The following is a 25,172-nucleotide window of genomic DNA, read 5'->3' as shown; positions in this document are numbered from 1 at the left end:
CATAATTTTGATTGCCCGTTCAAATTACTGTCACATTTCAGCCACGCTTGACCTCGAGTGCACTCCAGAGTTGTAGAATGTCAGGTACTAATTCGGTCCACGATGTTGAGGTTTGCATGGCGTGCTGCTGCGGTTCTTCCCCTTCTCCCGAGTCGACGCCACGCTACCGGCGCGTGCTATGGATCGCGCTGGTGGTCAATGCGGTGATGTTCGGGGTCGAGATGTTGGCCGGTGTGAAGGCGGATTCCACCTCGTTGATGGCCGATTCACTCGACTTCCTGGGTGATGCGGCGAACTACGCCATCAGCCTGGGCGTACTGGGCATGGGGCTGGTATGGCGTGCCCGAGCCTCGCTGATCAAGGCGGCAACGCTGGCCGGTTTCGGCGTGGTGGTACTGGGCGTGACGCTGCATAACCTGTTGGCGGGCAGCCACCCAGATGCGCCAACCATGGGCGCGGTGGGACTCTTGGCGCTGTTCGCCAACCTCGCGGTGCTGGTGCTGTTGATGCGCTATCGCGAGGGCGACAGCAACATGCGTAGCGTGTGGATCTGCACGCGCAACGACGTCATCGGCAACGGCGCGGTGCTGCTCGCCGCGTTGGGTGTGTTCGGCAGTGGCAACGCCCTGCCGGATACCATCGTCGGGGCGGTCTTCGCGTTTCTGTCTCTCTCCGGGGGCTGGAAGATCGCCCGCCAGGCGCGCGGTGAACTGCGTCAAGCGCGCGAGGCCGAGCGGTCTGGGGCCACCACCGCCGCCGAGTCGCGCTAGAAGGTCTTAGAACTCGATGGCCACGTTACTCTTGGGCGTGCTGCAGCAGCTCAGAATATAGCCGTCTGCTTCGTCATCCTCGGTAATGCCGCCGTTGTGTTCCATGTTGACGTCGCCCGAGAGCTTCTTGACCTTGCAGGTACCGCAGATGCCCATCCCGCAGGCCTTGGGGATATGCAGGCCGAGCTTGGCGGCGGCGGAATGCACGGTCTCCTCAGGCAGAATGCGAATGCTCTTGCCGCTGTTGCTGAATTCGACCTGCAACATGTCGGCGGTATCGACCGCCTCCAACTCCGCTTCGGCCTGCTCGGCGAGTTCCTCCACATCTGCCCGGACATCCGCGGGCGTGGCTCCGAACGACTCTTCGTGGTAGTGGCTCATATCGAAGCCGTTGCTCTGCAGCACCTGCCTGACGGCCTTCATGTACGGCGTGGGGCCACAACAGAAGATCTCGCGCTCCAGGTAATCCGGCACCATCAATTCGAGCATCGCCTGCGCTAGATAGCCCCGAAACCCCGCCCAAGCCACACCGTTTTCATCGCCGCGCTCACAGACGATATGCAGCCGGAAATCAGGGATCCGCGAGAAGATATGTTCCAGCTCGCGGTGAAAGATGATGTCGCGTGGCTCGCGCGCACTGTGCACGAACTGCAGGTCGACGTTGGCGTTGGTATCGAAGAACCAGCGCGTCATCGACATCAACGGCGTGACGCCGACCCCACCGGAGAGCATGAGCACCTTGTCGGCGGGATAGTCGATGACGTTGAAATCCCCCACCGGCCCGTGAACGACAAGTTCGCTGCCGACCTGCAGGTTGTCATGTAGCCAGTTGGAAACGCGTCCATCGGGAAGCCGCTTGACCGTGATCGAGAAGCTGTAAGGTACCGAGGGCGAGCTGGAAATCGTATAGGAGCGCATGATCGGCTCGCCGTCGATCTCCAGCTCCAGGGTCACGAATTGTCCGGGCTTGAAGAAGAACAACACCGGCTGATCGGCCATGAAGCAGAAGGTGCGGACATCCCAGGTCTCCTGGATGATCTTCACGCAACGCACGTTATGGCGCCCATTGGTCCAGGTCTGGGTAGTGACGGGATTGAAGAAGTTCAAGCTCATGGGATGTCTACCTGGTCGCGCGGCGGTATCTAACTGTCAGACGCATTGTGGGCGCGCCCCGCACCGGCCACTTGCCTGCCAACGACACGCGCATGCCTGCGCAAGCCGCCACCACGAGGGCAATCGCCAACTGACGTCGCCACGGCATCGGCCGATGTCGCGGGCAGACAATCCCCATTGGTGGCAATACGCCAAACTCCTCGACATTCACGCCTCTCACGCACACTCACTCAATGTCATGGCGCCATCCGTTACCCGACACGGCGCACGAAGAGGAAGAGGATGCCTCCATGGATCTGATCGCTACATCCGCACTCGACGATCCCTTGGCCGCCGCGCGTGACGCGACCGCCGACATGCTTCGCCAGCGCTGGCGCACGTATTCGCTGCCGCAACCCTTCTATAATGATCCACGTGTGTTCGCGCTGGACATACAGGAAATTTTCACCCAAGAGTGGCTGTTCGTCGGCATGACCTGCGAGCTCCCCGCCAAGGGCAATTACCTGACCGCGCAGATCGGCGACAATCCCATCATCGTGGTACGCGGCGACCAGGGCGCGATTCATGCCTTCCACAACGTGTGCCGGCACCGTGGGTCGCGGCTGTGCACGCAGGAGAAAGGCAAGGTCGCCAAGCTGGTGTGTCCCTATCATCAGTGGACCTACGAACTCGACGGCCGCCTGCTGTTCGCCGGTCAGGACATGGGCGAGGACTTCGACCTTTCCGCCCACGGCCTCAAGCCGGTGGCGGTGAAGAGCGCCGGGGGCTTCATCTTCATCAGTCTCGCCGAGCAGCCGCCGGCCATCGACGACTTCCTGGCGACATTGGATGAGTATCTGGCGCCCTACGAGATGGATAACGTCAAAGTCGCGGCGGAATCGAACATCGTCGAGCAAGCCAACTGGAAGCTGGTCCTCGAGAACAACCGCGAGTGTTATCACTGCAACGGTGCCCATCCGGAGCTGCTCAACTCGCTTATCGAGTTCGACGACACCGACGACCCGCGCGCTACGCCCGCCTACCGCGACCTTGTCGCCCGCCAGCAGGCCCACTGGGAACGCCTACAGGTGCCCTGGGCGCTCAAGCACTTCGGCAAGCGCAACCGTCTGACCCGCACGCCGATGATCGACGGCGTCATGTCGATGACCATGGACGGCAAGCCCGGCTGCGGGAAACTGATGGGAAGCCTCACGAGCCCCGATCTGGGCTCGCTGCGCATTTTGCACCTGCCCAATTCCTGGAACCATTTCATGGGCGATCATGCCGTGGTCTTTCGCGTGCTGCCGCTGGGCCCGCAACAGACCCTGGTAACCACCAAGTGGCTCGTCCGCCGGGATGCCCAGGAAGGCGTCGATTACGATCCCCAATGGCTACGCAAGGTATGGGACGCCACCAACGATCAGGACCGGCAACTGGCCGAGGAAAACCAGCGCGGCATCAACTCCATCGCCTACCAGCCCGGCCCCTACTCAGAGACCTACGAATTCGGCGTAATCGACTTCGTCGACTGGTACAGCGAAACCCTGCTCTCGCGACTGGACGCCGAGGCCCCATCGCTGCACATCGTCCAGGGCTGACTCTTGATGGCATGTGCTGATACGGCATGATGCATTATCCCGCGCCGATGCCGGCGCGGGATCAACGGTAGAGCTTGCCCTCGCCCACCATGACGGCTTGTCCACCGATACGAATGGTCATGGCATCGTCACGTTCGACCCAGGCATGGATACGACTGGGGCGACCCATCTCGACACCCTGATCGATCTGCCAGTATCGCGGTCCCACGTCCGATTCCTGAACCGCCAAATAGCCAGCCAGGGCCGATGCGGCACTGCCCGTGGCCGGGTCCTCACGCAGATTGCCGTTTGCGGTGGAAAACATGCGCGAGCGCCGGGTCTCGTCGCCGGTACGAACATGCAGATAAATCTGCTCGATGCTGCTCGGTGATACACACCGGCTCCATGATGCCGCCGACGGTCGCGCCTGCTCCAGCGCGTCGATGCTATCCAGTTCGATTAGATGGTACGCAAGGCCACAAGAGGCGATCTCCGGATCATCGACTACCTGAGAGGCTGACAACCCGAGCAACTCCGCGGCTGACATCCTGTCGAGCGAACTTGGCTGCACGTCGACTGGCCGAGCGGTCGTGAAACGCGCCCTGTCCCCGTCGAAGTGCACTTCCAGATCTCCCACACCGGCTTGCAACACCAGCGGCGACTGGCGATCGGCTAAGCTCAGTGAGACCAGCAAATAGGCCGTCCCGATGGTCGGATGACCGGCGAAGGGCAATTCAGTGCCAGGGGTAAAAATGCGGATCGGGAAGCGGTTATCGGCTGTCTGCGTGCCGACGAAAACCGTCTCCGAGAGATTCAATTCCGTCGCTATGGCCTGCATGCGTACATCGGATATGCCTGCCGCTTCCGTAAAGACTGCCAGCGGGTTACCCGCAAACGGCGTATCCGTGAAAACATCGAGTAGATAATAACGATCACCGGCCTTACCCATTGGTTCACCTCCCTTGAGCGACGAGCGGCATTCAGGATGACGTCTGGAAGGATCTTAACCGGCCGGGGATCGCGAAGCGAACCGGAAACGGGTGGCCGCCGAGGCGCCTAGCATGACACACCAACGCCGCGCCGATATCGGCGCGGCGTTGGATATTGGAGGCTGTGCTTATTCGTTCGCGCGCAGGCGAGGCAACAGATGGGTGTCGATCGCTTGGCGTACCGAGGGCAGCATTTCGTCGCTGTGCTGCAGCATGTCGTGGATGGCCTCGGGCAGGCCCTCCACTCCAACTTCGTTGTACTTGCATGCGGCCATGCGGGCACAGGTTTCGGGGCCAGCACCATCGGGAATGCGCACGCCCAGCGCTTGTAGGCGTTGACGAAAGTCGTCGCCGTCGATCAGATCCGCGAGCATCATGTCTTCCCCTCCTCGAGTGACGGCGCGCCGGCCGGTGTCACCGGTCGCGGCTGCGATGGTCGTTATTGTGGGTGATCACTGTCGTGAACGCCTGTCGCCAGAGGCGTTACCCGAAGTTTAGGAGAGCGGTGGCAAAATGCCCGCTCCCGCATCGTCAACGTTTGAACACCACGGTGCGCTTGGAATGCAGAAACACTCTGCGCTCCAGATGAAGCGATACCGCCTTCGCTAGGGTCAAGCATTCGATGTCTCTTCCCTTGGCCACCAGATCCTCGGGGTAATCGGCATGACTGACCGGTTCAACCCCTTGGGTGATAATAGGACCTTCGTCGAGATCATCGTTGATGTAGTGCGCGGTGGCGCCGACCAGCTTGACGCCTTTTTCATAAGCCTGGTGATACGGCTTGGCACCCTTGAACCCCGGCAACAGGGAGTGATGGATGTTGATCGCGCGCCCGCTGAGACGTGTGCACATTTCGCTGGAGAGTACCTGCATGTAGCGCGCCAGGATCACCAGCTCGGCGCCGGTGGCTTCGATCACCTCGAGCACGCGGGCTTCCTGAGCCGCCTTGGTCTCGGGCGTCACCGGAAAATGGTGATATGGCAGCCCATGCCCGGTTACCAGCGATTCGAGATCGGGGTGATTGGAGATCACCGCGCGAATATCCAGCGGCAGTTGCCCGGTGCGGTAGCGATACAACAGGTCGTGAAGGCAATGATCGGCCTTGGAGACCATGATCACCACCGGCGTGCGGCGCTCGGGCGGGGTCAGTTCGAAATCCATCTCGAACTCAGAGGCCCGGGTCGCGAAGTCCGCCTGGAAGGCCTCGGCATCGAAGTCGGAGGCCAGAGGCCGAAACTCGGTACGGATGAAGAAACGCTCGCCCAGGCGGTCATCGAACGACTGCTGTTCGGTGATGTAGCAATCGCGCTCCTTGAGGAAGCGGGTCACGACATCCACGGTGCCCAGACGGCTGGGGCACTGCGCGGCGAGGATCCAGGTATCGTTACTGCGACTCATGGCGGCTTTCTCGAGCGACACCGATGCCATATTCTTCCCCCGCATCCAGCAGCCAGCGATAAACGTAGTCAGCGAAACTGCGCCGCACGATGAGCTCCCAACGCGACTCGCTGGGGCGACGCAGAATGACGCTGGTCTTGGCAAAGAGCGTGGTCACGCCCTTGCCCACCGTGAACGCATTTGGGTCGACATCGTAGACCGTCGACTTCATCAGGACTTCGTGCGCCGCTTCTCCGGTGAGTTCGATCAGCGTCTGCCCTGCGCTGACGTCGACGATGGCGACATGTGCCCCGCCGAGATGCGCGCGCAGCCGCGTCTCGAGGCCGAAAGTCTCATCGCCGGGCACGATCAGCAGCCACTCGTCGGGCGATAACCATTGCACGGAGCGCTGGCCGTCGGTGTCGACGGTGAGCGAATTGGGGCGCCCGGGCAGGCCAATGCCGAGCACCTCGCGCAGCGCCTCGTCGAGAACGATAGCGCCGCCGCGCAGGATGAGGTGTCCCAGAAACGCTCGTTCGCCGATCACTGCACGGCTTTCCTCTCCAGGCGCGGGCATACCGCTGCGCTGGAAGGAGTACGCCAGCGGCGACTCGGCCGTGATGGTGGCGTGATCGGCGCGGGCGTCGTAGACATGGACCGAGTTAGACATGCTGGCGCTCTCCCTTCGGGTCGACGAATTGGGTACCGACGATTTCGGCTTCATGCACACGCCCATCGGCCATCGGCAGATAGACGCTCTCGCCCATGCGCTGATGGCCACCCTTGACCACCGCCAGGGCAAAGCCGCTTTCCAGCGTCGGGCTGTAGTAGCTCGAGGTCACGTGGCCAGCCATGGGCATGGGGATGGCGTGTTTCGGGTCGAAGACGACCGGCGCGCCCTCCTCCAGCACCACGCTCGCGTCCTTGGGTTTGAGGCCGACGAGCTGCTTGCGCCCGTCACGGCGTGTATCGGAACGCGTCAGCGCCCGCTTGCCGACCCATGGGAATGGCTTGTCATAGCCGATGGCCCAGTGCATGCCCAGATCTTCGGGCGTTACCGACCCGTCGGTATCCTGGCCGACGATGATGAAGCCCTTTTCGGCGCGCAGCACATGCATCGTTTCGGTGCCGTAAGGCGTCAAATCATACTTTTCACCGTGCGCGAATAACGCCTCCCAAACGCGCATGGCGTAGTGCGCCTGGACGTTGATCTCGAAGGCCAGTTCCCCGGTGAAGGAGATCCGGAACACCCGCGCGGGAACACCGGCCACATGCCCCTCGCGCCAATCCATGAACTTGAACGCCTCACGGTCGAGGTCGATGTCGGTCAATTCGGTGAGTAGCTTGCGCGCCTCAGGACCGGTCACAGTCATCGTCGCCCAGTGGTCGGTCACCGAATTGAAATATACCTCGAGTTCCGGCCATTCGGTCTGGTGCCAGAGTTCGAGCCATTCCAGCACCGGCGCGGCGTTGCCGGTGGTCGTGGTCATCAGGAAGTGATTCTCGGCCAGGCAGCTGGTGGTGCCGTCGTCCATCACCATGCCGTCGTCGCCGCACATCAGTCCGTAGCGCACGCGACCAGGCTCCAGCTTCTGCCACTTATTGGTGTAGATACGGCCGAGGAACTCGCGGGCGTCCGGCCCCTGGATATCGATCTTGCCCAGCGTCGAGGCATCGAGAATGCCCACGCCCTCGCGAACCGCGCGGCACTCACGAGACACCGCCTCGTGCATCGTTTCCAGGCGTTCGCCTCCCGCTGTGCGGTGCTTCTGTGGATAGTACCAAGGGCGCTTCCACTGGCCGACGTCCTCGAATTCGGCGCCCTTGGCGACGTGCCAGGCCTGCATCGGCGTGTAGCGCTCAGGATCGAAGAGCTCACGACAATGGCGGCCGACCACGGCACCGAAGGTCACTGGCGTGTAGTTGGGCCTGAATACCGTAGTGCCAGTTTCGGGAATGCTCTGCCCCAGGCAGCGCGCGGCAACCGCCATGCCATTGATATTGCCCAGCTTGCCCTGATCGGTGCCGAAGCCCATGGCAGTGTAGCGCTTGACGTGCTCGATGGATTCGAACCCTTCGAGCGTTGCTACTTCGATGGCACCTGCGGTGACGTCATTCTGCAGATCGACGAACTGCTTGGGCGCACGCAGCGTGGCTTTCTCATGCGGCACCTGGAACAGTGCACAGGCCGGGCCTTCATGGCACGACGCGATGCGCGGCAGGCCCGCACCTTCCACGGTGGCGGCGAATCCCAGCGCCGTCGCCGCGTTAACGCCGGCCTCTACGCCATCCGCCAGCACCTCGCCCAGCGAATAGACGCCATGCGCGCCGCCGCTCGCGGTGACGCCCGTCACGGTGGTCGGCACAAAACCTATGATGTCATCGCTCCATACCGGACGCGCGCCGGTATGCGAGGCCAGGTGGATCACCGGGCTGTATCCGCCGGAGCTGGCGATGGTGTCGCAATCGAGCGTCTCGACTTTTCCGGTGACCGTGAAGGCGTCCACGTCGATGGCCGCCACACGTGCCGCCGAGACGCGCTGCGCCCCCTTGGCCTCGATCACCGCGCTGCCGGTGATGACACGGATGCCCGCCGCCTTGGCCTGCGCAACGAGATCGCCCTCCGGCGCCGTGCGGGCATCGACGATGGCCACCACCTCGCGCCCAGACGATCCGCCCAGTTCATGCCAATCCAATGCGGCGCGATAAGCGTGGTCGTTGCTGGTAGAGAGCACCAGCTTCTGGCCAGGCACCACGCCGTAGCGGCGAATGTAGGTCGACACCGCCCCTGCCAGCAGGTTGCCGGGGACATCGTTGTTGGCATACACCAGCGGGCGCTCATGGGCGCCGGTCGCCAGGATTACCTGGCCAGCACGTACCCGGTGCAGCCGTGAGCGCGACTGGCGATGACCGGCCTGAGACGGCGCACTATCGCCCAGGTGCTCGGTGCGGCGCTCGTGAAGAGTCACGAAATGATGATCGTGATAACCATGCGCGGTGGTACGCGGCAGCAAGGTGACGTTGTCGTGTTCCGCCAGCGCCGCCAGTGTCGTCTTCAGCCATTGAGCGGCGGGTTGATCGTCCAGCGTCTCGCGCGTATCGAGCAGCGAGCCGCCCATCGCCTCCTGTTCGTCAGCGAGAATCACCCGTGCCCCGGCACGCGCCGCCGTCAACGCCGCGCTCAAGCCTGCGGGACCGGCCCCGACGACGAGCAGATCGCAATGCCGATGCATGTGATCGTAGATATCCGGATCGGGCTGTGTCGGGCTGCGTCCCAGACCGGCCGTCTTGCGGATGTATTTTTCGTAGGTCATCCACATCGACGCCGGTGCCATGAAGGTCTTGTAATAGAACCCCGGCGGCATGAACGGGCTGCCCAGCTTGCCGACCCAGCGCATGATGTCGCGCTGCGCGTCGGGCCAACCATTAGTGCTGCACGCGACTAGACCGTCGTACAGCGCCTGCTGGGTAGCCCGCACGTTGGGCACTTGGGTCGCCTCCGTCGCGCCCAATTGAACCACCGCATTGGGTTCTTCCGCGCCGGCGGCGACGATGCCGCGCGGGCGCGAGTACTTGAAGCTGCGATTGACTAGATCCACGCCATTGGCCAGCAAGGCCGAGGCCAGAGTATCGCCGGGATGGCCGGTATATGAGCGGCCATTGAAGGTAAAGGTCAACGCATGCGTGCGATCGACCTGGCCGCCTTGCGCCAGACGGTTGGGCTGTGATGCTGACTGACTCATGCCTGCGCTCCCTTGACCGACGCCTGGGCGGCGTCGCTGGCACCCACGGTCTGCTGGCCGCTCTCGGCGACCTGCACGCTATCGGTTTTCCCCTCACGCGCCAGATGCTCGGCGCCCACCGTCGGCTGCTCGCCCATCTTGTAGGTTTCGAGAATCTCGTAACTCACGGTATTGCGCGTGATATTGAAGAACTTGCGACAGCCCACCGCATGCAGCCACATCTCGTGGTGGATGCCGCGCGGGTTGTCGCGGAAGAACAGATAATCGCCCCACTCCTCGTCGCTGCAGGCGTCCGGCTCCTCGGGACGAGCGATGTGCGCCTGGCCCTTGGGATGGAACTCCTCTTCTTCGCGCAATTCTTCGCAATAGGGGCAGTAGATATGAAACATGGTGGTGGCTCTCCCTTAGTGCGCGACGCCAGCGGCGCCGTGCTCGTCGATCAACGCCCCGCTGTGGAAACGGTCGATGGAAAACGGCGCGGCAATGGGATGCATCTCGCCCTTGGCCAGACTGGCAGCGAAGACATGCCCTGAACCCGGCGTCGCCTTGAAGCCGCCCGTACCCCAGCCGCAATTGAAGTAGAGCCCCTTGACCTTCGTCTTGGAGAGGATCGGGCAGGCATCCGGACAGGTATCGACTATGCCGCCCCACTGCCGGTTCATGCGTACCCGTGAGAAGATCGGGAACATCTCGACGATGGCCTGCAAGGTGTGCTCGACGGTGGGATAGCTGCCCCGCTGGCCGTAGCCGTTGTAGCCATCGATTCCCGCGCCGATGACCAGATCGCCCTTGTCCGACTGGCTGATATAACCATGGACGTGATTGGACATCACCACGGTGTCCAGCACCGGCTTGAGCGGCTCGGAGACCAACGCCTGCAGCGGATGCGATTCCAGCGGCAGGTTGAGGCCGGCCATGCCGGCCAACACGCTGGAATTGCCCGCCGTCACGCAACCCACGGTCTTGGCCTCGATGTCGCCGCGATTGGTATGCACGCCCTGGATCTGGCCGTCGCGAATCTTGAAGCCGGTGACCTCGGTGTTCTGCAGCAGATCGACGCCCAGCGCGTCAGCGGCGCGGGCATAGCCCCAGGCCACGGCATCGTGGCGAGCCACACCGGCGCGTGGTTGCCAGGAAGCACCCATGACCGGATATCGAGCACGCTTCGAGCAGTCCATAATCGGCACCAGCGACTGCACGCCCTCGGCATCCAGCACCTCGCCATCGATACCGTTGAGGCGGTTGGCGTTGACCCGGCGCTGAATGTCGCGCATGTCCTGCAGGGTATGGCCCAGGTTCAACACGCCTCGCTGGGAAAACATGACGTTGTAGTTGAGTTCCTGCGAGAGCCCTTCCCAATGCTTCATCGCATGCTCGTAGAGCGCCGCCGACTCATCCCACAGATAGTTGGAACGCACGATGGTGGTATTGCGCGCGGTATTGCCGCCGCCCAACCAGCCCTTCTCGAGCACCGCCACGTTGGTGATGCCGTGCTCCTTGGCCAGGTAGTACGCCGTGGCCAGACCGTGTCCCCCACCGCCGACGATGATCACGTCATAGCCCGGCTTGGGCGTGGGATTGCGCCATTGGCGTTGCCAATCCTCATGATGGCGTAACGCGTGTTTGACGAGCCCGAAGCCTGAATAACGTTGCATACCCTCTCCCCTGCGCGGCCTTCGTGCTCTGGACTGGCACGACGACGTGTCTTTACATGCCGCGATGGTAGCCCCGTCCCCCTTGAGGTGGGGTGCTTGCAAGCGTCACGGCCGGATGCGTTTGCGACACGCCGGCTCGGATCAGCCATCGAGCGCCGTCGCCACCTCGGCGCGATGCAACCGACTGGCGGCATACTTGAACTCGGGGATCTTGCCGAACGGGTCAAGCGCCGGATTGGTCAGGATATTGGCTGCTGCCTCCAGGTAGCAGAACGGTACGAATACCATGCCTGACTGCATCAAGGGGTCGGCGCGCGTCTTCAGGGTGATGCTGCCGCGACGGGTGTCGATGGTGACCGTCTCGCCCGGCGACAGCCCCAGGCGCCCCAGCTCCGACGGAGCGAGGCTGGCTACCGCTTCGGGCTCGAGGTCATCGAGTACCCGAGTGCGCCGGGTCATGGAACCGGTGTGCCAATGTTCCAGTTGGCGCCCGGTAATCAGCACCGTGGGGTAGTCGTCATCGATGGGCTCATCCGGCGGCAGTGGCCGGGTCGGCGTGAACGTCGCCCGCCCGCTCGCGGTGGGGAAAGCGTCGGTGAACACCACGTCCGCGCCGGGGGCGTCCTCGGCCGGGCAGGGATAGGTCACCGAGCTCTCGCGCTCCAGACGGGACCACGAAATGTGATCGAGCGACGCCATGCCCTGCTTCATCTCGTCGAACACCTCCCGCGGGTGCGTGTAATGCCAGTCCAGTCCCAGACGATTGGCAAGCTGCTGGATGATCCACCAGTCGGGCTTCGCCTCGCCGGGTAGCGGGACCGCGGCGCGACCGAGCTGCACCTGGCGGTTGGTGTTGGTCACGCTGCCATCTTTTTCCGGCCAGCTCGAGGCCGGCAGGATCACATCAGCGAACTGCGCGGTCTCGGTAACGAACAGATCCTGCACCACCAGATGCTCGAGCTTGGCCAACGCCTCCCGGGCGTGATCGAGATCCGGGTCGGACATCGCGGGATTTTCGCCGAGGATGTACATCCCCTTGATGGTACCGGCAGCGATGGCATTCATGATTTCCACCACCGTGAGCCCAGGCGTCGCGTCCAGCGGCGAGTTCCACAGCTCCTCGAAGGCACTGCGCATCTGGGCATCGCCCACCGGTTGATAGTCGGGTAGCACCATGGGAATCAAACCAGCGTCGGAGGCACCCTGGACGTTGTTCTGGCCGCGAAGCGGATGCAGGCCGGTGCCGGGACGGCCGGTCTGACCGCAGGCCAGGGCCAGCGAGATCAGGCAGCGGGCGTTGTCGGTGCCATGTACGTGCTGGGAAATGCCCATGCCCCAGAAGATCATCGCCCGCTCGGCCTGCGCATACAGCCGTGCGAGCTCGCGAATCTGCTCGGGCTCGACGCCGCAGTCGGGCGACATTGCTTCGGGCGTCAGGTCGCGCACATGCGCCTTGAGTGCCTCGAAACCCTCTGTGTGGGCATCGATATAGGTCTGATCATAAAGCGCCTCGCTGACGATGACGTTGAGCATGGCGTTGTAGAGCGAGACATCGCCGCCGGGCGTGAAACGCACGCTACGATGTGCGTAGGCGTCCAGTGCCTGGCCACGGGGATCGAGGACGATCAGCTTGGTGCCGTTTCTGGCCGCCTGCTTGAAGTAGGTGGCCGCCACGGGGTGGTTGACCGTCGGGTTGCAGCCAGTGAGGATCACGACATCGGCCTGCAGTGCCTGCATGAAAGAGGCGGTTACCGCACCCGAACCGATACATTCCATCAGCGCCGCCACCGAGCTGGCGTGGCACAGCCGGGTGCAATGATCGACATGGTTGGAGCCGAAGCCGGTGCGTACCAGCTTCTGGAACAGCCAGGCTTCCTCGTTGGAGCATTTGGCGCTGCCGAAGCCGGCCAGTGCGTCGGGACCATGGGCCGCCTTGAGGTCGGCAAGTCCGCCGGCGGCAAGGTCCAGTGCCTCGTCCCAGCTCGCTTCAACGAAGTGGGTCAGCGGCTGGGCCGGATCGAAATCGGGGTCGAGCCCCTTGGCCACGCCGGGACGCCGGATCAGCGGCGTGGTCAGCCGCGATGGATGGCGCGGATAGTCGAAGCCGAAGCGTCCTTTGACACACAACCGGTTCTGGTTGGAAGGGCCCTCGCGCCCTTCGACGAAGAGAATCGCGTCGTCCTTGACATGATAGGTTAGCTGGCAGCCCACCCCGCAGTAGGGGCAGACGGAATCGACAGTGCGGTCGGCCACCCGAGAGTCACCGCGCCCCGCCTCGTCGACCAGGGTCGCCGGCATCAGCGCCCCGGTGGGGCAGGCCTGGACGCACTCGCCGCAGGCCACACAGGTGCTCTCGCCCATGGGGTCGTCGAAATCGAAGACGATCTTGGAGGCGGCGCCGCGATGGGCCATGCCGATGACATCATTGCCCTGGACCTCGCGACAGGCACGCACACAGAGATTGCACTCGATGCAGGCGTCGAGGTTGACGTTCATCGCCGAATGACTGGCGTCATGGGTCGACGAGGCGCGCAAGGAATGCTCGGGAAGGCGCACATGGTGCACGGTGGACGACTCTCGGTCGGTCCGCGCCGGCAGCCGTCGGCGCACCGCCGTGGCATCGATGGCCAGTTGATCGGCCATGGCCCAGAAGTGGCTGGAACGATCGGGGCTGTCGTCACGCGCCGGCTGGTCGACCAGCAGCAGCTCCATGACGCCTTCTCGAGCCGTGCGAGCCCGCTCGGAGCTGGCGCTCTTGACCACCATGCCGGGGGCGGCCTCGCGCAGGCAACTGGCGGCCAGGGCACGCTCGCCTTCGACCTCCACCATGCAGGCGCGACAGTTGCCGTCGGCGCGGTAACCGCTGGCATCCTTGAAGCAGAGGTGAGGAATGCTCTCGCCGGCGCGCTTGGCCACCTGCCAGAGGGTCTCCCCTGCATTGGCGCTCACCTCCACGCCATCCAGGGTCAGGGTGAAACTTTTGTTTGAGCTTTGTTCGCTCATGCTCTGTCTCCCTTATCCCTTGATGATTACGTTCTGGGCGGCGAGTTCGCCGCGGAAATCCTTGAGCAGCCCTAGCACCGGGTTGGGGGCCGCCTGCCCGAGGCCGCAGATGGAGGCATCCATCATCACCTGGGAGAGGCGCGTCAGGGTCGCAGCGTCCCATTCGTCGCCCTCGAGCAGGGTCAGCATCTTCTCGGTGCCCACCCGACAGGGGGTACATTGGCCGCAGGACTCGTCGGCGAAGAAGGCCAGCAGGTTGGTGGCCACGGCGCGTAGGTCGTCCCGATCGGACAACACGATCACCGCCGCCGAGCCGATAAAACCGCCATGCTCCTGGAGAGTATCGAAGTCCAGCGGAATATCAGCCTTGCTCGCCGGCAGGATGCCGCCCGAGGCGCCGCCGGGCAGATAGGCGGCCAGGCGGTGCCCCTCGGCCATGCCGCCGCAGTATTCCTCGATCAACTCCTCGAGAGTGATGCCCGCCGGGGCCAGGTGCACGCCGGGGTGCTTGACCCGTCCGGAGACCGAGAAGCTGCGCAACCCCACCCGGCCATGGCGGCCCTGGCGCGAGAAGGCCTCGGCGCCGCGCTGCCAGATCATCGGGATCCAGTAGACGGTCTCCACGTTGTTGACCAGCGTAGGGCGATCGAAGAGCCCTTTCTGGGCGACGAAGGGTGGCCGATGGCGAGGCTTGCCGGGCTTGCCCTCCAGCGATTCGATCATCGCCGACTCCTCACCGCAGATATAGGCACCTGCACCGCGCCGCAGCACGATATAGCCCGGCGCCACCAGGCCCTCGGCCTCGAGCTCGGCGATCGCCTCGCGCAATACTCGGTGTAGGCCCGGATACTCGTCACGCAGGTAGATATAGAGCGCCTCGGCTTCCACCGCCCAGGCGCTGACCAGAGCGCCTTCGAGGAAGCGATGCGGTGAGCGCTCCAAGTAGACGCGGTCCTTGAAAGTGCCGGGCTCGCCCTCGTCGGCGTTGATGGCGCAGTAGCGTGGACCTTCCTCCTGGCGCACGAAATACCACTTCTTGAAGGTCGGGAAGCCGGCACCGCCCAAGCCGCGCAGGTTGGCGGTTTCCAGCGCCTGCATCAGCGCCTCGACCGTGATGCGTCCCTCGTGGCAGTCGGCAAGCAACCCGTAGCCGCCTTCGGCGCGATAGTCCGCCAGGCGTTGCCAGAGAATCGCCTCGGGATGGTAATGGCCGGTATCGATCACCGCTTCCACCCCTTCGCGGGTGGCGAAGAGCACATGGTGATGCCCCACCTCCACCACCGGCGCGGTATCGCAGCGGCCCATGCAGGGGCCACGTACCACCTTGACCGCCTCCGGATCGACGCCGGCCGCCAGTTCCTCCTCGAGGGCTGCGGCGCCAGCCAGCCGACAGGAGAGCGAATCGCAGACCCGCACCGTCACCTCGGGCGGTGGCGCCTGGTCGTCGTGGACCACGTCGAAGTGGGCATAAAAGGTCGCCGTCTCGTAAACCGCGGCCATGGGCAGGTTCATGTAGGTGGCGAGCGCGCGGAGCGTCACCAACGATAGATGACCATGGGCATCCTGGATGGCGTGCAGATGCTCGATCAGGAGATCGCGGCGCCGCCGTTCGGCATCTGCGCGCTCATCGCCGAGGAGCTGGCGAAGCGCCGCCAGAGCAACGGGGGGCAGGTCTCGCCCACGGAGCTTGTTGCGGAAGCGACGCTTGGGAGTGAGGGTCTCGACGGTCATGGCGTGCTCGTTATTATGGGTAGGCACTGACTTGCCCGGGAATGTACTGCCGGCGGGACGGACCGCCATGGAAAACACCTCCCGGATACCGGCTGCCCGCCCTGAAGCGGGCACCTGATTGCATAGTGGCACCGGAGCGGGGCAATGTCGGGTAGACCATGGTGTCAGACCGAATCGCGAATGGCGTGCGACCGGTAACTGGCCACGGCCCCGCACCGGGACCTGCGCCGGCCGCTCAGGCGGCCACACTGCCGTGTGGGTCGATAACGAACTTTTTGGCCACGCCTCCGTCGAAATCCGCATATCCGCGCGGTGCGTCGTCCAGGGAGATGACCTCGACATTGACCGCGTCGGCGATGTTCACCTTATCGAACAAGATCGCCTGCATCAGCTGCCGGTGGTACTTCATCACCGGGCACTGGCCGGTATGGAAGGAGTGAGACTTGGCCCAGCCCTGGCCGAGACGCATCGACAGGTTGCCATGCTGGGCTTCCTGGCTTTCGGCGCCGGGGTCTTCGGTGACGTACAGCCCGGGGATGCCGATCTGGCCACCAGCCCGGGTGACATCCATGCAGGCATTGAGCACCGTGGCGGGCTGCTCATGCGCATGGTCGTGGCCATGGCAACGCGCCTCGAAGCCCACCGCGTCCACTGCCGAGTCCACTTCGCGTGCGCCGAGGATGGGTTCCAGCATGTCGGGCATCGGTGTGTCCTGGCGCAGGTCTAGCGTCTCGCAACCGAAGCTTTTGGCTTGATCGAGACGCTGCGGATTCATGTCGCCGACGATGACGCAGGCAGCACCCAGCAGCTGGGCTGAGACCGCCGCGGCCAGCCCGACCGGCCCGGCTCCAGCGATGTAGACAGTGCTTCCAGGGCCGACACCGGCGGTGGCGCAACCGTGGAAGCCAGTAGGGAAGATATCGGACAGCAACGTCAGATCGCGGATCTTGTCCATGGCGATATCGCGGTCGGGAAACTTCAACAGATTGAAGTCCGCATAGGGCACCATGACGTACTCGGTCTGGCCACCGACCCAGCCGCCCATGTCGACATAGCCATAGGCAGCGCCCGGACGGGCAGGATTGACGTTGAGACAGATGCCGGTCTGGCCTTCCTTGCAGTTGCGGCAACGCCCGCAGGCGATGTTGAAGGGCACCGAGACGACATCGCCGACGCCGATGAACTCGACGTCACGCCCGCACTCGACGACTTCGCCAGTGATTTCGTGACCGAGCACCATGCCGCTCGGTGCGGTGGTGCGACCGCGCACCATATGCTGATCGCTGCCGCAGATGTTGGTGGTGATGACCTTGAGAATCACGCCGTGCTCGCATTTGCGATTACCCAGCGCCAGTTCGGGGAAAGGGATCGGTTGGACCTCGACATGGCCGGCGCCCATGTAGATCACGCCGCGGTTGGCTGCACTCATGGCTATTGTCCTTTGGCTTTATGGTGAGAGGCGTCGTGGCGTCAACGCCACTCTTCGACCATAGCCCTCTTGCTGGCGCGTACTGTTCCCAGCGAGTCATCGCCATGCTCAAAAGAGACATTGCCGTGCCAACCAAGACCTGCTGATCGTTCGCCGCCTTACAATAAGCGCGACTTGTTCCGGCTCCGTGGGCGTGCTATTCAAGCAATGATCGAAATACGCCCCACCCCGGAGTGGATCTGCCGCCCATTCGCCACCGGAGTTCGCCATGGAGGCCTCGACCGCCGCCACTTCGTCTCGTTCCCGTCCTGCTCGCCTGACCGGCATGAGCTGGGCGCATTTTCTCAACGACGGCGCCGCCAATTATCTGCCGGGCGTGCTGCCGGCGATCCTGATCTCCCTCAATCTCTCGGTGGCGCTGGCGGGTACGATCATGGCGGCCTTATTGATGGGCCAGGCACTGCAACCGCTGGTGGGGATTTTTGCCGACCGTGTCGGCGGCCGCGTCATGGTTGCCCTGGGGCTCGCCGGTTCGTCGCTGGGCGGCGCCCTGGTAGGCTTCGCCTCAGGCTTTTGGCCTCTGCTCGGCATTCTGATGCTGATCGGGATCTCCAACGCCTTCTTCCATCCCCAGGCGCTGGCCGGTATTCGCCGTCTGGGTGGCGAGCGCCCGGGAGCCGCGATGTCGATCTTCATGGTCGGCGGTGAGGTAGGGCGCGGCGTATGGCCGGCCCTGGCGAGCTGGGTGGTGGTGCAATGGGGACTAGGCTACCTGTGGCTACTCGCCCTGCCCGCGCTCGTCACGCTGCCGTTCGTGCTGCACTGGGCGCCGCGTCTGCCGCCACGCGCCGCGGATGCCACCCCCATCGCCTGGCGTCTGCATGCCGGTCCGCTATCGCGGTTGGTGACCTTTTCCACCCTGCGTTCGCTGATGATCCTTTCGGTAGTGACCTATGTACCACTGATGTGGGCCCAGGGCGGGGGCGACCTGACCACCGGCGCCAGTTTCATCACCGTCATGCTGGTCGTCGGCGTGATCGGCAACCTCGGCGGCGGGCGGCTCTCGGATCGCTTCGGCCGCCGCCCGGTGTTGATTGTCGCCATGAGCATCTCGGTCATCATGCTGGCGGCTTTCCTGCTAGCCGAAGGCATCTGGCTGTGGATCGTGCTCGGCGTGCTGGGCATCAGCCTGTTCGCGACCTTGCCGCTAGGCATCCTCATCGCCCAGGACATCCTGCCCGAGAATCGCTCGCTGGGGTCGGGCATGGCGCTGGGCCTGGCCAACGCGCTGGCGGCTCTCGGCGTTATGCTGCTGGGGCCGGTCGCCGCACTTTGGGCACCCGCCGCGCCCCTGTGGATCGCCCTGGGCGGCGGCGTGATCAGCATCTTCCTCGCCATCGGCCTGCCCGAGCATGAGCGCGCTACCTGAGTGCCGCGTCTCAGCGCAATACGCCTTCTTCGCGCAGTAGCGTGAAGATCGCCTCGGCGCCCTGGGCCGGGGTCACGTCCGTCAGTACCTGACCGCCACCGCCTTCGGCCTTGGCGGCGGCGGCCTTGAAGCGGTCCCTCGCTGAGGCGGCCTTGACGATCTTGAGGCGCTTGGGGCGCGGGCGAGCGGGCTGTACCTGCCATGCGGCCCATTCATCGTCAACGCTCACTGGCCCTGCCGTTGCCTCGAACGCGCCCCGGCGTGCCGGCCCGTAGGCACTCTGCCGCGGTGTGGGGGCTGCGTCATCGACAGTAACGATGGCCGGCAGGCGGACCTTGAGGCGCCGCCGCTGACCTCGCGGCAGGGCTTGCAGCAAGGTCGCCACGCCTTCCTCGACGCTTTCCACTGCCGCCAAGCCACTCACCAGAGGCCAGCCAAGGCGCTCTGCTAGCAGATAGGGCAACAGGCCCGAGCCTTCGCCCCGCTCAGAACGTTCGCCCGTGATCACCAGGTGCGGCGACGTCGCATCCAAGGCCTCGGCAAGCGCAGGCAACACATCGGCGCCTTCGGGCTGCTCGAGTAGCGACAATTCGGTGAAGCCCATGCCTAGATAGCCGCGCAATGCCGCTTCGCTGTTTTCATCGCGTTCTCCGGCATGCAGCAGATGCACCTGGGCATCCGCCAAGGAGCGCGCCAGTTCCACCCCTCGGGCATCCTGGTCGGCACGCCGCGCCCGGCCGGTCAACGGGTGGCGACCGACGGAGACCAGCACCGTCACTTCGAGTCCTGGCGTCATGTCGGATTCAGGCTGCATGGCGTTTCTCCTCTCGCGCCTGTGCCACCAGGGTGACCAGCGCCTCGAGTATCTGGGCCGAGTCCCCAATTACCGCGAGATCGGCACGCTTGATCATGTCGCACCCTGGGTCCATGTTGATCGCCACTACCTTCTCGCAGGTCTGAATACCCTGCAGATGCTGGATGGCACCGCTGATGCCCACGGCCACATAGACCCGCGCCGTAACCCAGGTGCCGGTGGCGCCTACCTGGCGGTCACGGGCCATGAAGCCATCATCCACCGCCACGCGTGAGGCGCCTTCGGTGGCCCCCAATACCTCGGCGGCATGGTGGAAGCCTTGCCAATCCTTGACGCCATTGCCCGCGGAGAGAATGAATTCCGCCTCGGATAGGGCCACGCCGGACGGGTCGACACTTACCTGGCCGAGATCCTGAATGCGCGACAAGGTCGATGGTAATGGCTGAGGCAAGGCCAGTTCGGCGGCGGCATGACGCGTTTCGCTGACCGGCTCGGCACATTCGGCTAGGGCCAGGGCGACTCGTGGCAAGGGGCGCCGAATGTCCAGCGATCCCGCCGCGCCCCGCGCCGTGCAATGCCAGCCCGTGCTCGCCTCGGCGTCCGCTGCGACCTGCCAGACGCCCGTCGCCGACCGTTCGCCGAGACGCGCCGCCAGGCGCCTTCCCAGTTCTCCACCGCCCAGCTTGGAGTCCGGCAGCAGCCAATGGCGTGGCGCCCAGGCCTGCTCGGCCATGATCAGCGCTCCCAAGCGCGCCTCGGGGGCATAGCCCGCAACCTCCGGTGAATCGAGATGCAACAGGCGGTCGACACCCGCTTCACCGAAGCTCGTCTCCTTATGGGGACCGAAAATCACGGCCACCACCACACCTCGGGCCGTGTGATCGGCATCGGCGAGCTGGCGCGCCAGACCGAGCAGATCCCGGTCATGCCCGCTCAGGCGACCGCCGGCCATGTCCGGCACCACCGCGACCAGGAAGGCCGGCGCGTCGATCTCGACCAACGGCTTGCGCTCGGCGTTCGGTGTCTCGGCCCTGCCACCAGCTCCCTGCTGCGTGCCGCTGCGGTCGATGCGCTTAACACCATTCGGACCGATGAAGCCCACCGCGTGCGGATTCCTGCGCATGAGCCCGTGGGGCCCCTGCCATTCACTGGCCGCGCCCTGGCCCAGCGAGGCGAGCACATCGCCGTGGCGCGGATGCAAACGATTGCGGGCGATCCATTCCTGGCGGGGATCGCGACGCGGAAGATCGCTCATGACATGACCTCCTCGGCGGCGGCATCACGGGGCGCAGGCGTCGCCTCCGGCGTAGTGTCCAACGCGGCGGCGACCATTTCGGCGATGTCCTTGACCGCGACTTCCTCGTCGCCCGCTGGCGGGACGACACCTTCGAACATGGCCGTGCATTGCGGGCAGCCCACTACCACCTGCTCGGCCTGAGTTTCGCGCACATCGCCCATGCGCATGTCGGGGATGCGTTGCTTGCCGGGAATATCGGTGACCGGCGCCCCGCCACCGCCGCCGCAGCAACGCGAGCGATAGCCTGAGCGTTGCATTTCGATCAGTTCGACGCCCAGCGCTTGCAGCACCGCGCGAGGTGCTTCGTATTCACCGTTGTAGCGGCCCAGGTAGCACGGGTCATGGTAGGTCACGCGCGCCGCTTGGCCCGGCGCCAGTCTCAGCCGACCAGCTTCGATCAACTGGTGTATGAAAGTGCTGTGATGCCAGACCGGGTAGCCGTCTTCCTGCCCTTCCGGATAGAAGGCGCCGTATTCGTTCTTTAACACGTGGAAGCTGTGCGGATCGCAGGTAACGATACAATCGAAGCGATACTGGGAAAGCGTGGCGATATTGCGCCGCGCGAGCGACTGGAAGGTCGCCTCGTCCCCGAGACGACGTGCCACGTCGCCACTGTCGCGCTCTTCATTTCCGAGCACGGCGAAGTCGACATCGGCGGCGCGCAGCACCTTGACCAAGGCGCGCAGTGTGCGTTGATTGCGCATATCGAAGACGCCGTCACCCAACCACAACAGCACCTCGGCGCGTTTGACGTCGGCCATCAGCGGCAGTTCGAGATCCGCCGCCCAGTTGAGCCGCCCGCCGGGATCGAAACCGCCGGGGTTATCGGTGGCAATCAGGTTGTCGATCACCTCGGCGCCCTTGCCAGGCGTCGCGCCTTCTTCGAGGGTCAGATGGCGACGCATGTCGACGATGGCATCGACGTGCTCGATCATCATCGGGCATTCCTCGACGCAGGCTCGGCAGGTAGTGCAGGACCACAACGTCTCGGCATCGACCAGCGCCTTGCCATCTTTTGTCGAAGCCGGCGCGACGATGGGACCATGCGGTGAGCCTTGGTGCTCGCCGACCGGCTGGTCCCCACGCTCGGGTGACGGGTAGGGAGAGCCGGCGTAATGGGCGTCACTGCCACCGGCCATGCCTACCACCATGTCCTGGATAAGCTTCTTGGGATTGAGCGGCTGGCCCGCGGCGAAGGCCGGGCAAACCGCCTCGCAGCGGCCACATTGCACGCAGGCATCGAAGCCCAGCAGTTGGTTCCAGGTGAAGTCGCTGGGCGTTTCCACACCCAGCGGGGCCTCGGCATCATCGAGATCGAGCGCCTTGAGACCGGTCGAGCGTCCCGCACCGCCATCGCGGCTGGAGAAACGCTCGGGGCGACGATGAAAAGCCAGATGCAAGGCGCCGGCGAAGGCATGCTTCATCGGCCCGCCCCAGGTCATGCCTACCACCAGTTCCGCCAGGCCCCAGGCCACCACGCCGGCCAGCAACAATGCGACCAACCAGCCGCCCATCCCTTGTGAAAAGCCGGGTGGCAGTACGCCCACCGCCGGAAGGGTGACGACGAAGATGCCCAGCGAAAAGGCCATCAGGCTCTTGGGCAGTCGCATCCACGGTCCTTTCGACAAGCGTGCCGGTGGGTTACGCCGCCGCCGGACGACGAACAGGCTACCCGCGAACATGGTCGCGCTGGCCGCCAGCAGCAACCAGCCCAGGACGCCCTCGGCAAGGCCCAGGCCATGGACGACGATCGCCAGCCCCATGGCGGCGACGAAGCCGCCGGCGGTGGCGACGTGAGTGTTGGACATCACCTTGTCGCGCGCCACCACATGGTGCAGGTCGACCAGGTAGCGTCGCGGCATCGCCATCAGTCCCCTGATGATCGCTACACGCGACGCGCGCCCCCGGCGCCACAGGCGCACACGCCGCCAGGCGCCGAACGCTGCCAATGCCAGGGCGGAAAAGATCAGGATCGGCAGGAGGATATCGAGCATGTCGGCTCACCTCACGAACATGGAATTGTTATCGGTGCGGCTCGTGCTTCCTGGGTGGGAAAGCGTCATGAGCGACGGCCAGGCTAGGCGAAGGTCGACGAGTCAGCGCAGTGGACTGGGTGTTCCATGAGCATGACGAGTCGACCTTCAACAACGCCTGGCCGAGCGCAATAGCTTTCCTCAGAAGTCCTTGCAGATCCGCAGGGCATCATAGATCGCCGCATGCGTGTTGCGCGGCGCAGTACAATCGCCTACTCGAAACAGCAGGAAGCCGGCCTGTGCATCGTCGTCCAACGTTGCCAGGCTAGGTTGCGGCGCGGCGGCATAAAGCGTTTCGAGATCGAGTTGACCGTGATTGCGTGAGCCTTCCTTGAGCGCGTAATAAAGCGACTCATCCGGGCGCACGCCATTTTCGACCACGATCTGATCGACCACGCGCTCCTCCTGGACGCCGGTGTATTCGTTCTCCAGCACCGCCACCAGCGATGCACCCTCGCGATAGACTTTATGCAGCGCCAGATCCGCAGTCATGATGACTTCCTTCTCGTAGAGGCTGCGGTAGTAGGTGGGGAAGGTCGTGCCGCCGACCGCGCTGCCGGGCTTGGTATCGTCGGTGACGATCTCCACCTGGGCGCCTTTGTCGGCCAGGTAGTCGGCCACCGAAACCCCGGTGAATTCGCAGATGGAATCGAACACCAGCACGTTCTTGCCCGGCGCCACATCGCCGCCAAGGACATCCCAGGCACTGACGACCAAGCTTTCTTCGCGGTCTTGTGCATACCCCCATTCCGGCACCTGAGTCAGGAACGGCTGGCCACCGGTGGCGAGGATGACGATGTCGGGGCGTAGGTCATTGATCGTCGCCTCGTCGGCGTACACCCCCAGACGGATATCGACCTTGAGGCGCGTCAACTCGAGCTGAAACCAACGCGTAATGCCGGCGATCTGATCGCGCTGTGGCGCCTTGGCGGCCAGCGTGATCTGTCCACCCAATGCCTCGGCACCTTCGAAAAGCGTCACCGAGTGGCCGCGCTCGGCGGCGACTCGTGCCGCTTCCATGCCGCCCGGTCCGCCGCCCACAACCACCACACGTCGCTGGGGGCCGGCGCTTTTTTCGATCTCGTGCGGTAGTCCCATGTATTCGCGGGAAGTCGCCGCATTCTGGATGCACAACACGTCGAGGCCCTGGTACTGGCGGTCGATGCAGTAGTTGGCCCCCACGCACTGCTTGATACGGTCGGTCTGGCCCATCTGAACCTTGGCGATCAGGTGTGGGTCGGCAATATGCGCGCGGGTCATGCCCACCATGTCGACGTAGCCACCTTCGAGAATGCGGTTGGCCTGAGTGGGATCCTTGATGTTCTGGGCATGGATCACCGGCGCGCCAACCACTTCCTTGATACCCGCCGCCAGGTGCAGAAACGGCTCCGGCGGGTAGGACATGTTGGGGATCACGTTCGCCAGGGTGTCGTGGGTATCGCAGCCCGAGCCCACCACGCCGAAGAAGTCGACCTGGCCGGTGGCATCGTAGTAGGCGGCGATGTCCTTCATATCGTCGTGGGTCAAACCATCCGGGTGAAACTCGTCGCCACAGATGCGCATGCCGACCACAAAGTCGTCGCCGACCTCGGCGCGTACTGCCTTGAGCACTTCCATGCCGAAGCGCATGCGGCCCTCGAAGCTGCCACCCCATTCGTCGGTACGCTTGTTGACGCGCGGGCTCCAGAACTGGTCGATCAGATGCTGGTGTACGCACGACAGCTCGACGCCGTCCAGACCGCCTTCCTTGGCGCGCCGCGCCCCTTGGGCGAAATCGTCGATGATCCGCCAGATGTCTTCTTCTTCGATGGTCTTGCAGGTCGAGCGATGCACCGGCTCGCGAATCCCCGAGGGCGACAGCAGTACCGGCCAATCGTGCCCGTCCCACCGCGAGCGACGCCCCATGTGGGTGATCTGGATCATGATTTTGCCGCCGTGCTTATGGACGGCATCCGAGAGGTTGCGGAAATGCGGAATGATGCGATCGGTGGTCAAATTCACCGAGCTCCACCAGGGCTGAGGGCTGTCGATCGACACCGGCGATGAGCCGCCGCAGATAGAAAGACCCACGCCGCCCTTGGCCTTTTCTTCATAGTATTTGACGTAGCGTTCAGTGGTCATGCCGCCGTCGGTGGCATGGACCTCGGCATGGGCGGTGCTGACCACGCGGTTGCGAATCGTCAGCTTGCCGATCTCGATGGGTTGGAAAAGTGCGTCGAATGCCATCGTGGAA

At 64.1% G+C, this 25,172-nt stretch carries 18 protein-coding genes; 3 read left to right on the top strand and 15 right to left on the bottom strand.

Annotated elements, in window-relative coordinates:
• The first annotated feature begins 77 nt into the window (after positions 1-77).
• Positions 78-770: a cation transporter gene (locus tag SR908_RS12530; RefSeq protein WP_446681832.1), complete on the top strand. Its 693-nt coding sequence runs from the start codon at positions 78-80 to the stop codon at positions 768-770.
• Positions 771-776: 6 nt separating this feature from the next.
• Here the strand turns inward: SR908_RS12530 and SR908_RS12525 are convergent, their stop codons facing one another.
• Positions 777-1,883, bottom strand: a complete 1,107-nt coding sequence (locus SR908_RS12525; protein WP_246921704.1) for a hybrid-cluster NAD(P)-dependent oxidoreductase — start codon at positions 1,881-1,883, stop codon at positions 777-779.
• A gap of 290 nt (positions 1,884-2,173) precedes the next feature.
• Here SR908_RS12525 and SR908_RS12520 point away from each other — a divergent pair, with 290 nt between their 5' ends.
• On the top strand, positions 2,174-3,460 hold the full coding sequence (locus SR908_RS12520; RefSeq protein WP_246921701.1) for an aromatic ring-hydroxylating oxygenase subunit alpha: 1,287 nt from the start codon (positions 2,174-2,176) through the stop codon (positions 3,458-3,460).
• Positions 3,461-3,521: 61 nt separating this feature from the next.
• Here the strand turns inward: SR908_RS12520 and SR908_RS12515 are convergent, their stop codons facing one another.
• From SR908_RS12515 to fdhA, 10 genes are all read right to left on the bottom strand, one after another.
• The gene (locus tag SR908_RS12515; protein ID WP_246921699.1) at positions 3,522-4,388 is read right to left on the bottom strand and encodes a PhzF family phenazine biosynthesis protein; all 867 of its coding nucleotides are present in this window, start codon (positions 4,386-4,388) and stop codon (positions 3,522-3,524) included.
• 168 nt (positions 4,389-4,556) lie between these two features.
• Complete coding sequence (locus tag SR908_RS12510; protein WP_246894270.1) at positions 4,557-4,805, bottom strand: hypothetical protein; 249 nt, start codon at positions 4,803-4,805, stop codon at positions 4,557-4,559.
• A 154-nt stretch (positions 4,806-4,959) separates the two neighbouring features.
• Positions 4,960-5,826: a formyltetrahydrofolate deformylase gene (purU, locus tag SR908_RS12505; RefSeq protein ID WP_246921696.1), complete on the bottom strand. Its 867-nt coding sequence runs from the start codon at positions 5,824-5,826 to the stop codon at positions 4,960-4,962.
• A complete protein-coding gene (locus SR908_RS12500) occupies positions 5,813-6,475 on the bottom strand; it encodes a sarcosine oxidase subunit gamma (protein ID WP_246921693.1) in 663 nt (220 codons plus the stop codon). Before SR908_RS12500 ends, purU begins: the two co-directional genes overlap by 14 nt.
• The gene (locus SR908_RS12495; protein ID WP_246921691.1) at positions 6,468-9,548 is read right to left on the bottom strand and encodes a sarcosine oxidase subunit alpha family protein; all 3,081 of its coding nucleotides are present in this window, start codon (positions 9,546-9,548) and stop codon (positions 6,468-6,470) included. The genes SR908_RS12500 and SR908_RS12495 overlap by 8 nt, the downstream gene beginning before the upstream one ends.
• Complete coding sequence (locus SR908_RS12490; RefSeq protein WP_246921688.1) at positions 9,545-9,937, bottom strand: sarcosine oxidase subunit delta; 393 nt, start codon at positions 9,935-9,937, stop codon at positions 9,545-9,547. The genes SR908_RS12495 and SR908_RS12490 overlap by 4 nt, the downstream gene beginning before the upstream one ends.
• A 15-nt stretch (positions 9,938-9,952) precedes the next feature.
• Positions 9,953-11,203 (bottom strand): sarcosine oxidase subunit beta family protein, encoded by a 1,251-nt coding sequence (locus SR908_RS12485; protein ID WP_246921685.1) that lies wholly within the window; start codon positions 11,201-11,203, stop codon positions 9,953-9,955.
• Positions 11,204-11,344: 141 nt separating this feature from the next.
• Positions 11,345-14,206 (bottom strand): formate dehydrogenase subunit alpha, encoded by a 2,862-nt coding sequence (fdhF, locus tag SR908_RS12480; protein WP_246921682.1) that lies wholly within the window; start codon positions 14,204-14,206, stop codon positions 11,345-11,347.
• 12 nt (positions 14,207-14,218) lie between these two features.
• The gene (locus tag SR908_RS12475; protein ID WP_246921679.1) at positions 14,219-15,937 is read right to left on the bottom strand and encodes an NADH-ubiquinone oxidoreductase-F iron-sulfur binding region domain-containing protein; all 1,719 of its coding nucleotides are present in this window, start codon (positions 15,935-15,937) and stop codon (positions 14,219-14,221) included.
• Between the two features lie 235 nt (positions 15,938-16,172).
• Positions 16,173-17,366 (bottom strand): formaldehyde dehydrogenase, glutathione-independent, encoded by a 1,194-nt coding sequence (gene fdhA / locus SR908_RS12470; RefSeq protein ID WP_246921677.1) that lies wholly within the window; start codon positions 17,364-17,366, stop codon positions 16,173-16,175.
• Positions 17,367-17,634: 268 nt separating this feature from the next.
• On the opposite strand from fdhA, the gene SR908_RS12465 reads away from it, so the two are divergent.
• Positions 17,635-18,795: an MFS transporter gene (locus tag SR908_RS12465; RefSeq protein WP_246921675.1), complete on the top strand. Its 1,161-nt coding sequence runs from the start codon at positions 17,635-17,637 to the stop codon at positions 18,793-18,795.
• Between the two features lie 10 nt (positions 18,796-18,805).
• Here SR908_RS12465 and etfB read toward each other — a convergent pair whose 3' ends face one another.
• The 4 genes from etfB to dgcA form a co-directional block, all read right to left on the bottom strand.
• The gene (gene etfB, locus SR908_RS12460; RefSeq protein WP_246921673.1) at positions 18,806-19,609 is read right to left on the bottom strand and encodes an electron transfer flavoprotein subunit beta; all 804 of its coding nucleotides are present in this window, start codon (positions 19,607-19,609) and stop codon (positions 18,806-18,808) included.
• Positions 19,599-20,864, bottom strand: coding sequence for an electron transfer flavoprotein subunit alpha (etfA, locus tag SR908_RS12455; protein WP_246921671.1), 1,266 nt, complete (start codon positions 20,862-20,864; stop codon positions 19,599-19,601). Before etfA ends, etfB begins: the two co-directional genes overlap by 11 nt.
• Positions 20,861-22,900: a (Fe-S)-binding protein gene (locus SR908_RS12450; RefSeq protein ID WP_246921669.1), complete on the bottom strand. Its 2,040-nt coding sequence runs from the start codon at positions 22,898-22,900 to the stop codon at positions 20,861-20,863. The genes etfA and SR908_RS12450 overlap by 4 nt, the downstream gene beginning before the upstream one ends.
• A gap of 180 nt (positions 22,901-23,080) precedes the next feature.
• Positions 23,081-25,165 carry a dimethylglycine demethylation protein DgcA gene (gene dgcA, locus SR908_RS12445; RefSeq protein WP_246921667.1) on the bottom strand — a complete coding sequence of 695 codons (2,085 nt, stop codon included), beginning with the start codon at positions 25,163-25,165 and terminating at the stop codon, positions 23,081-23,083.
• Positions 25,166-25,172 lie beyond the last annotated feature (7 nt).

This window comes from Chromohalobacter canadensis (genome assembly GCF_034479555.1).
In the GTDB taxonomy this organism is placed as follows: Bacteria; Pseudomonadota; Gammaproteobacteria; order Pseudomonadales; family Halomonadaceae; genus Chromohalobacter; species Chromohalobacter canadensis.
This window is presented reverse-complemented; position numbering and strand designations above follow the sequence as displayed.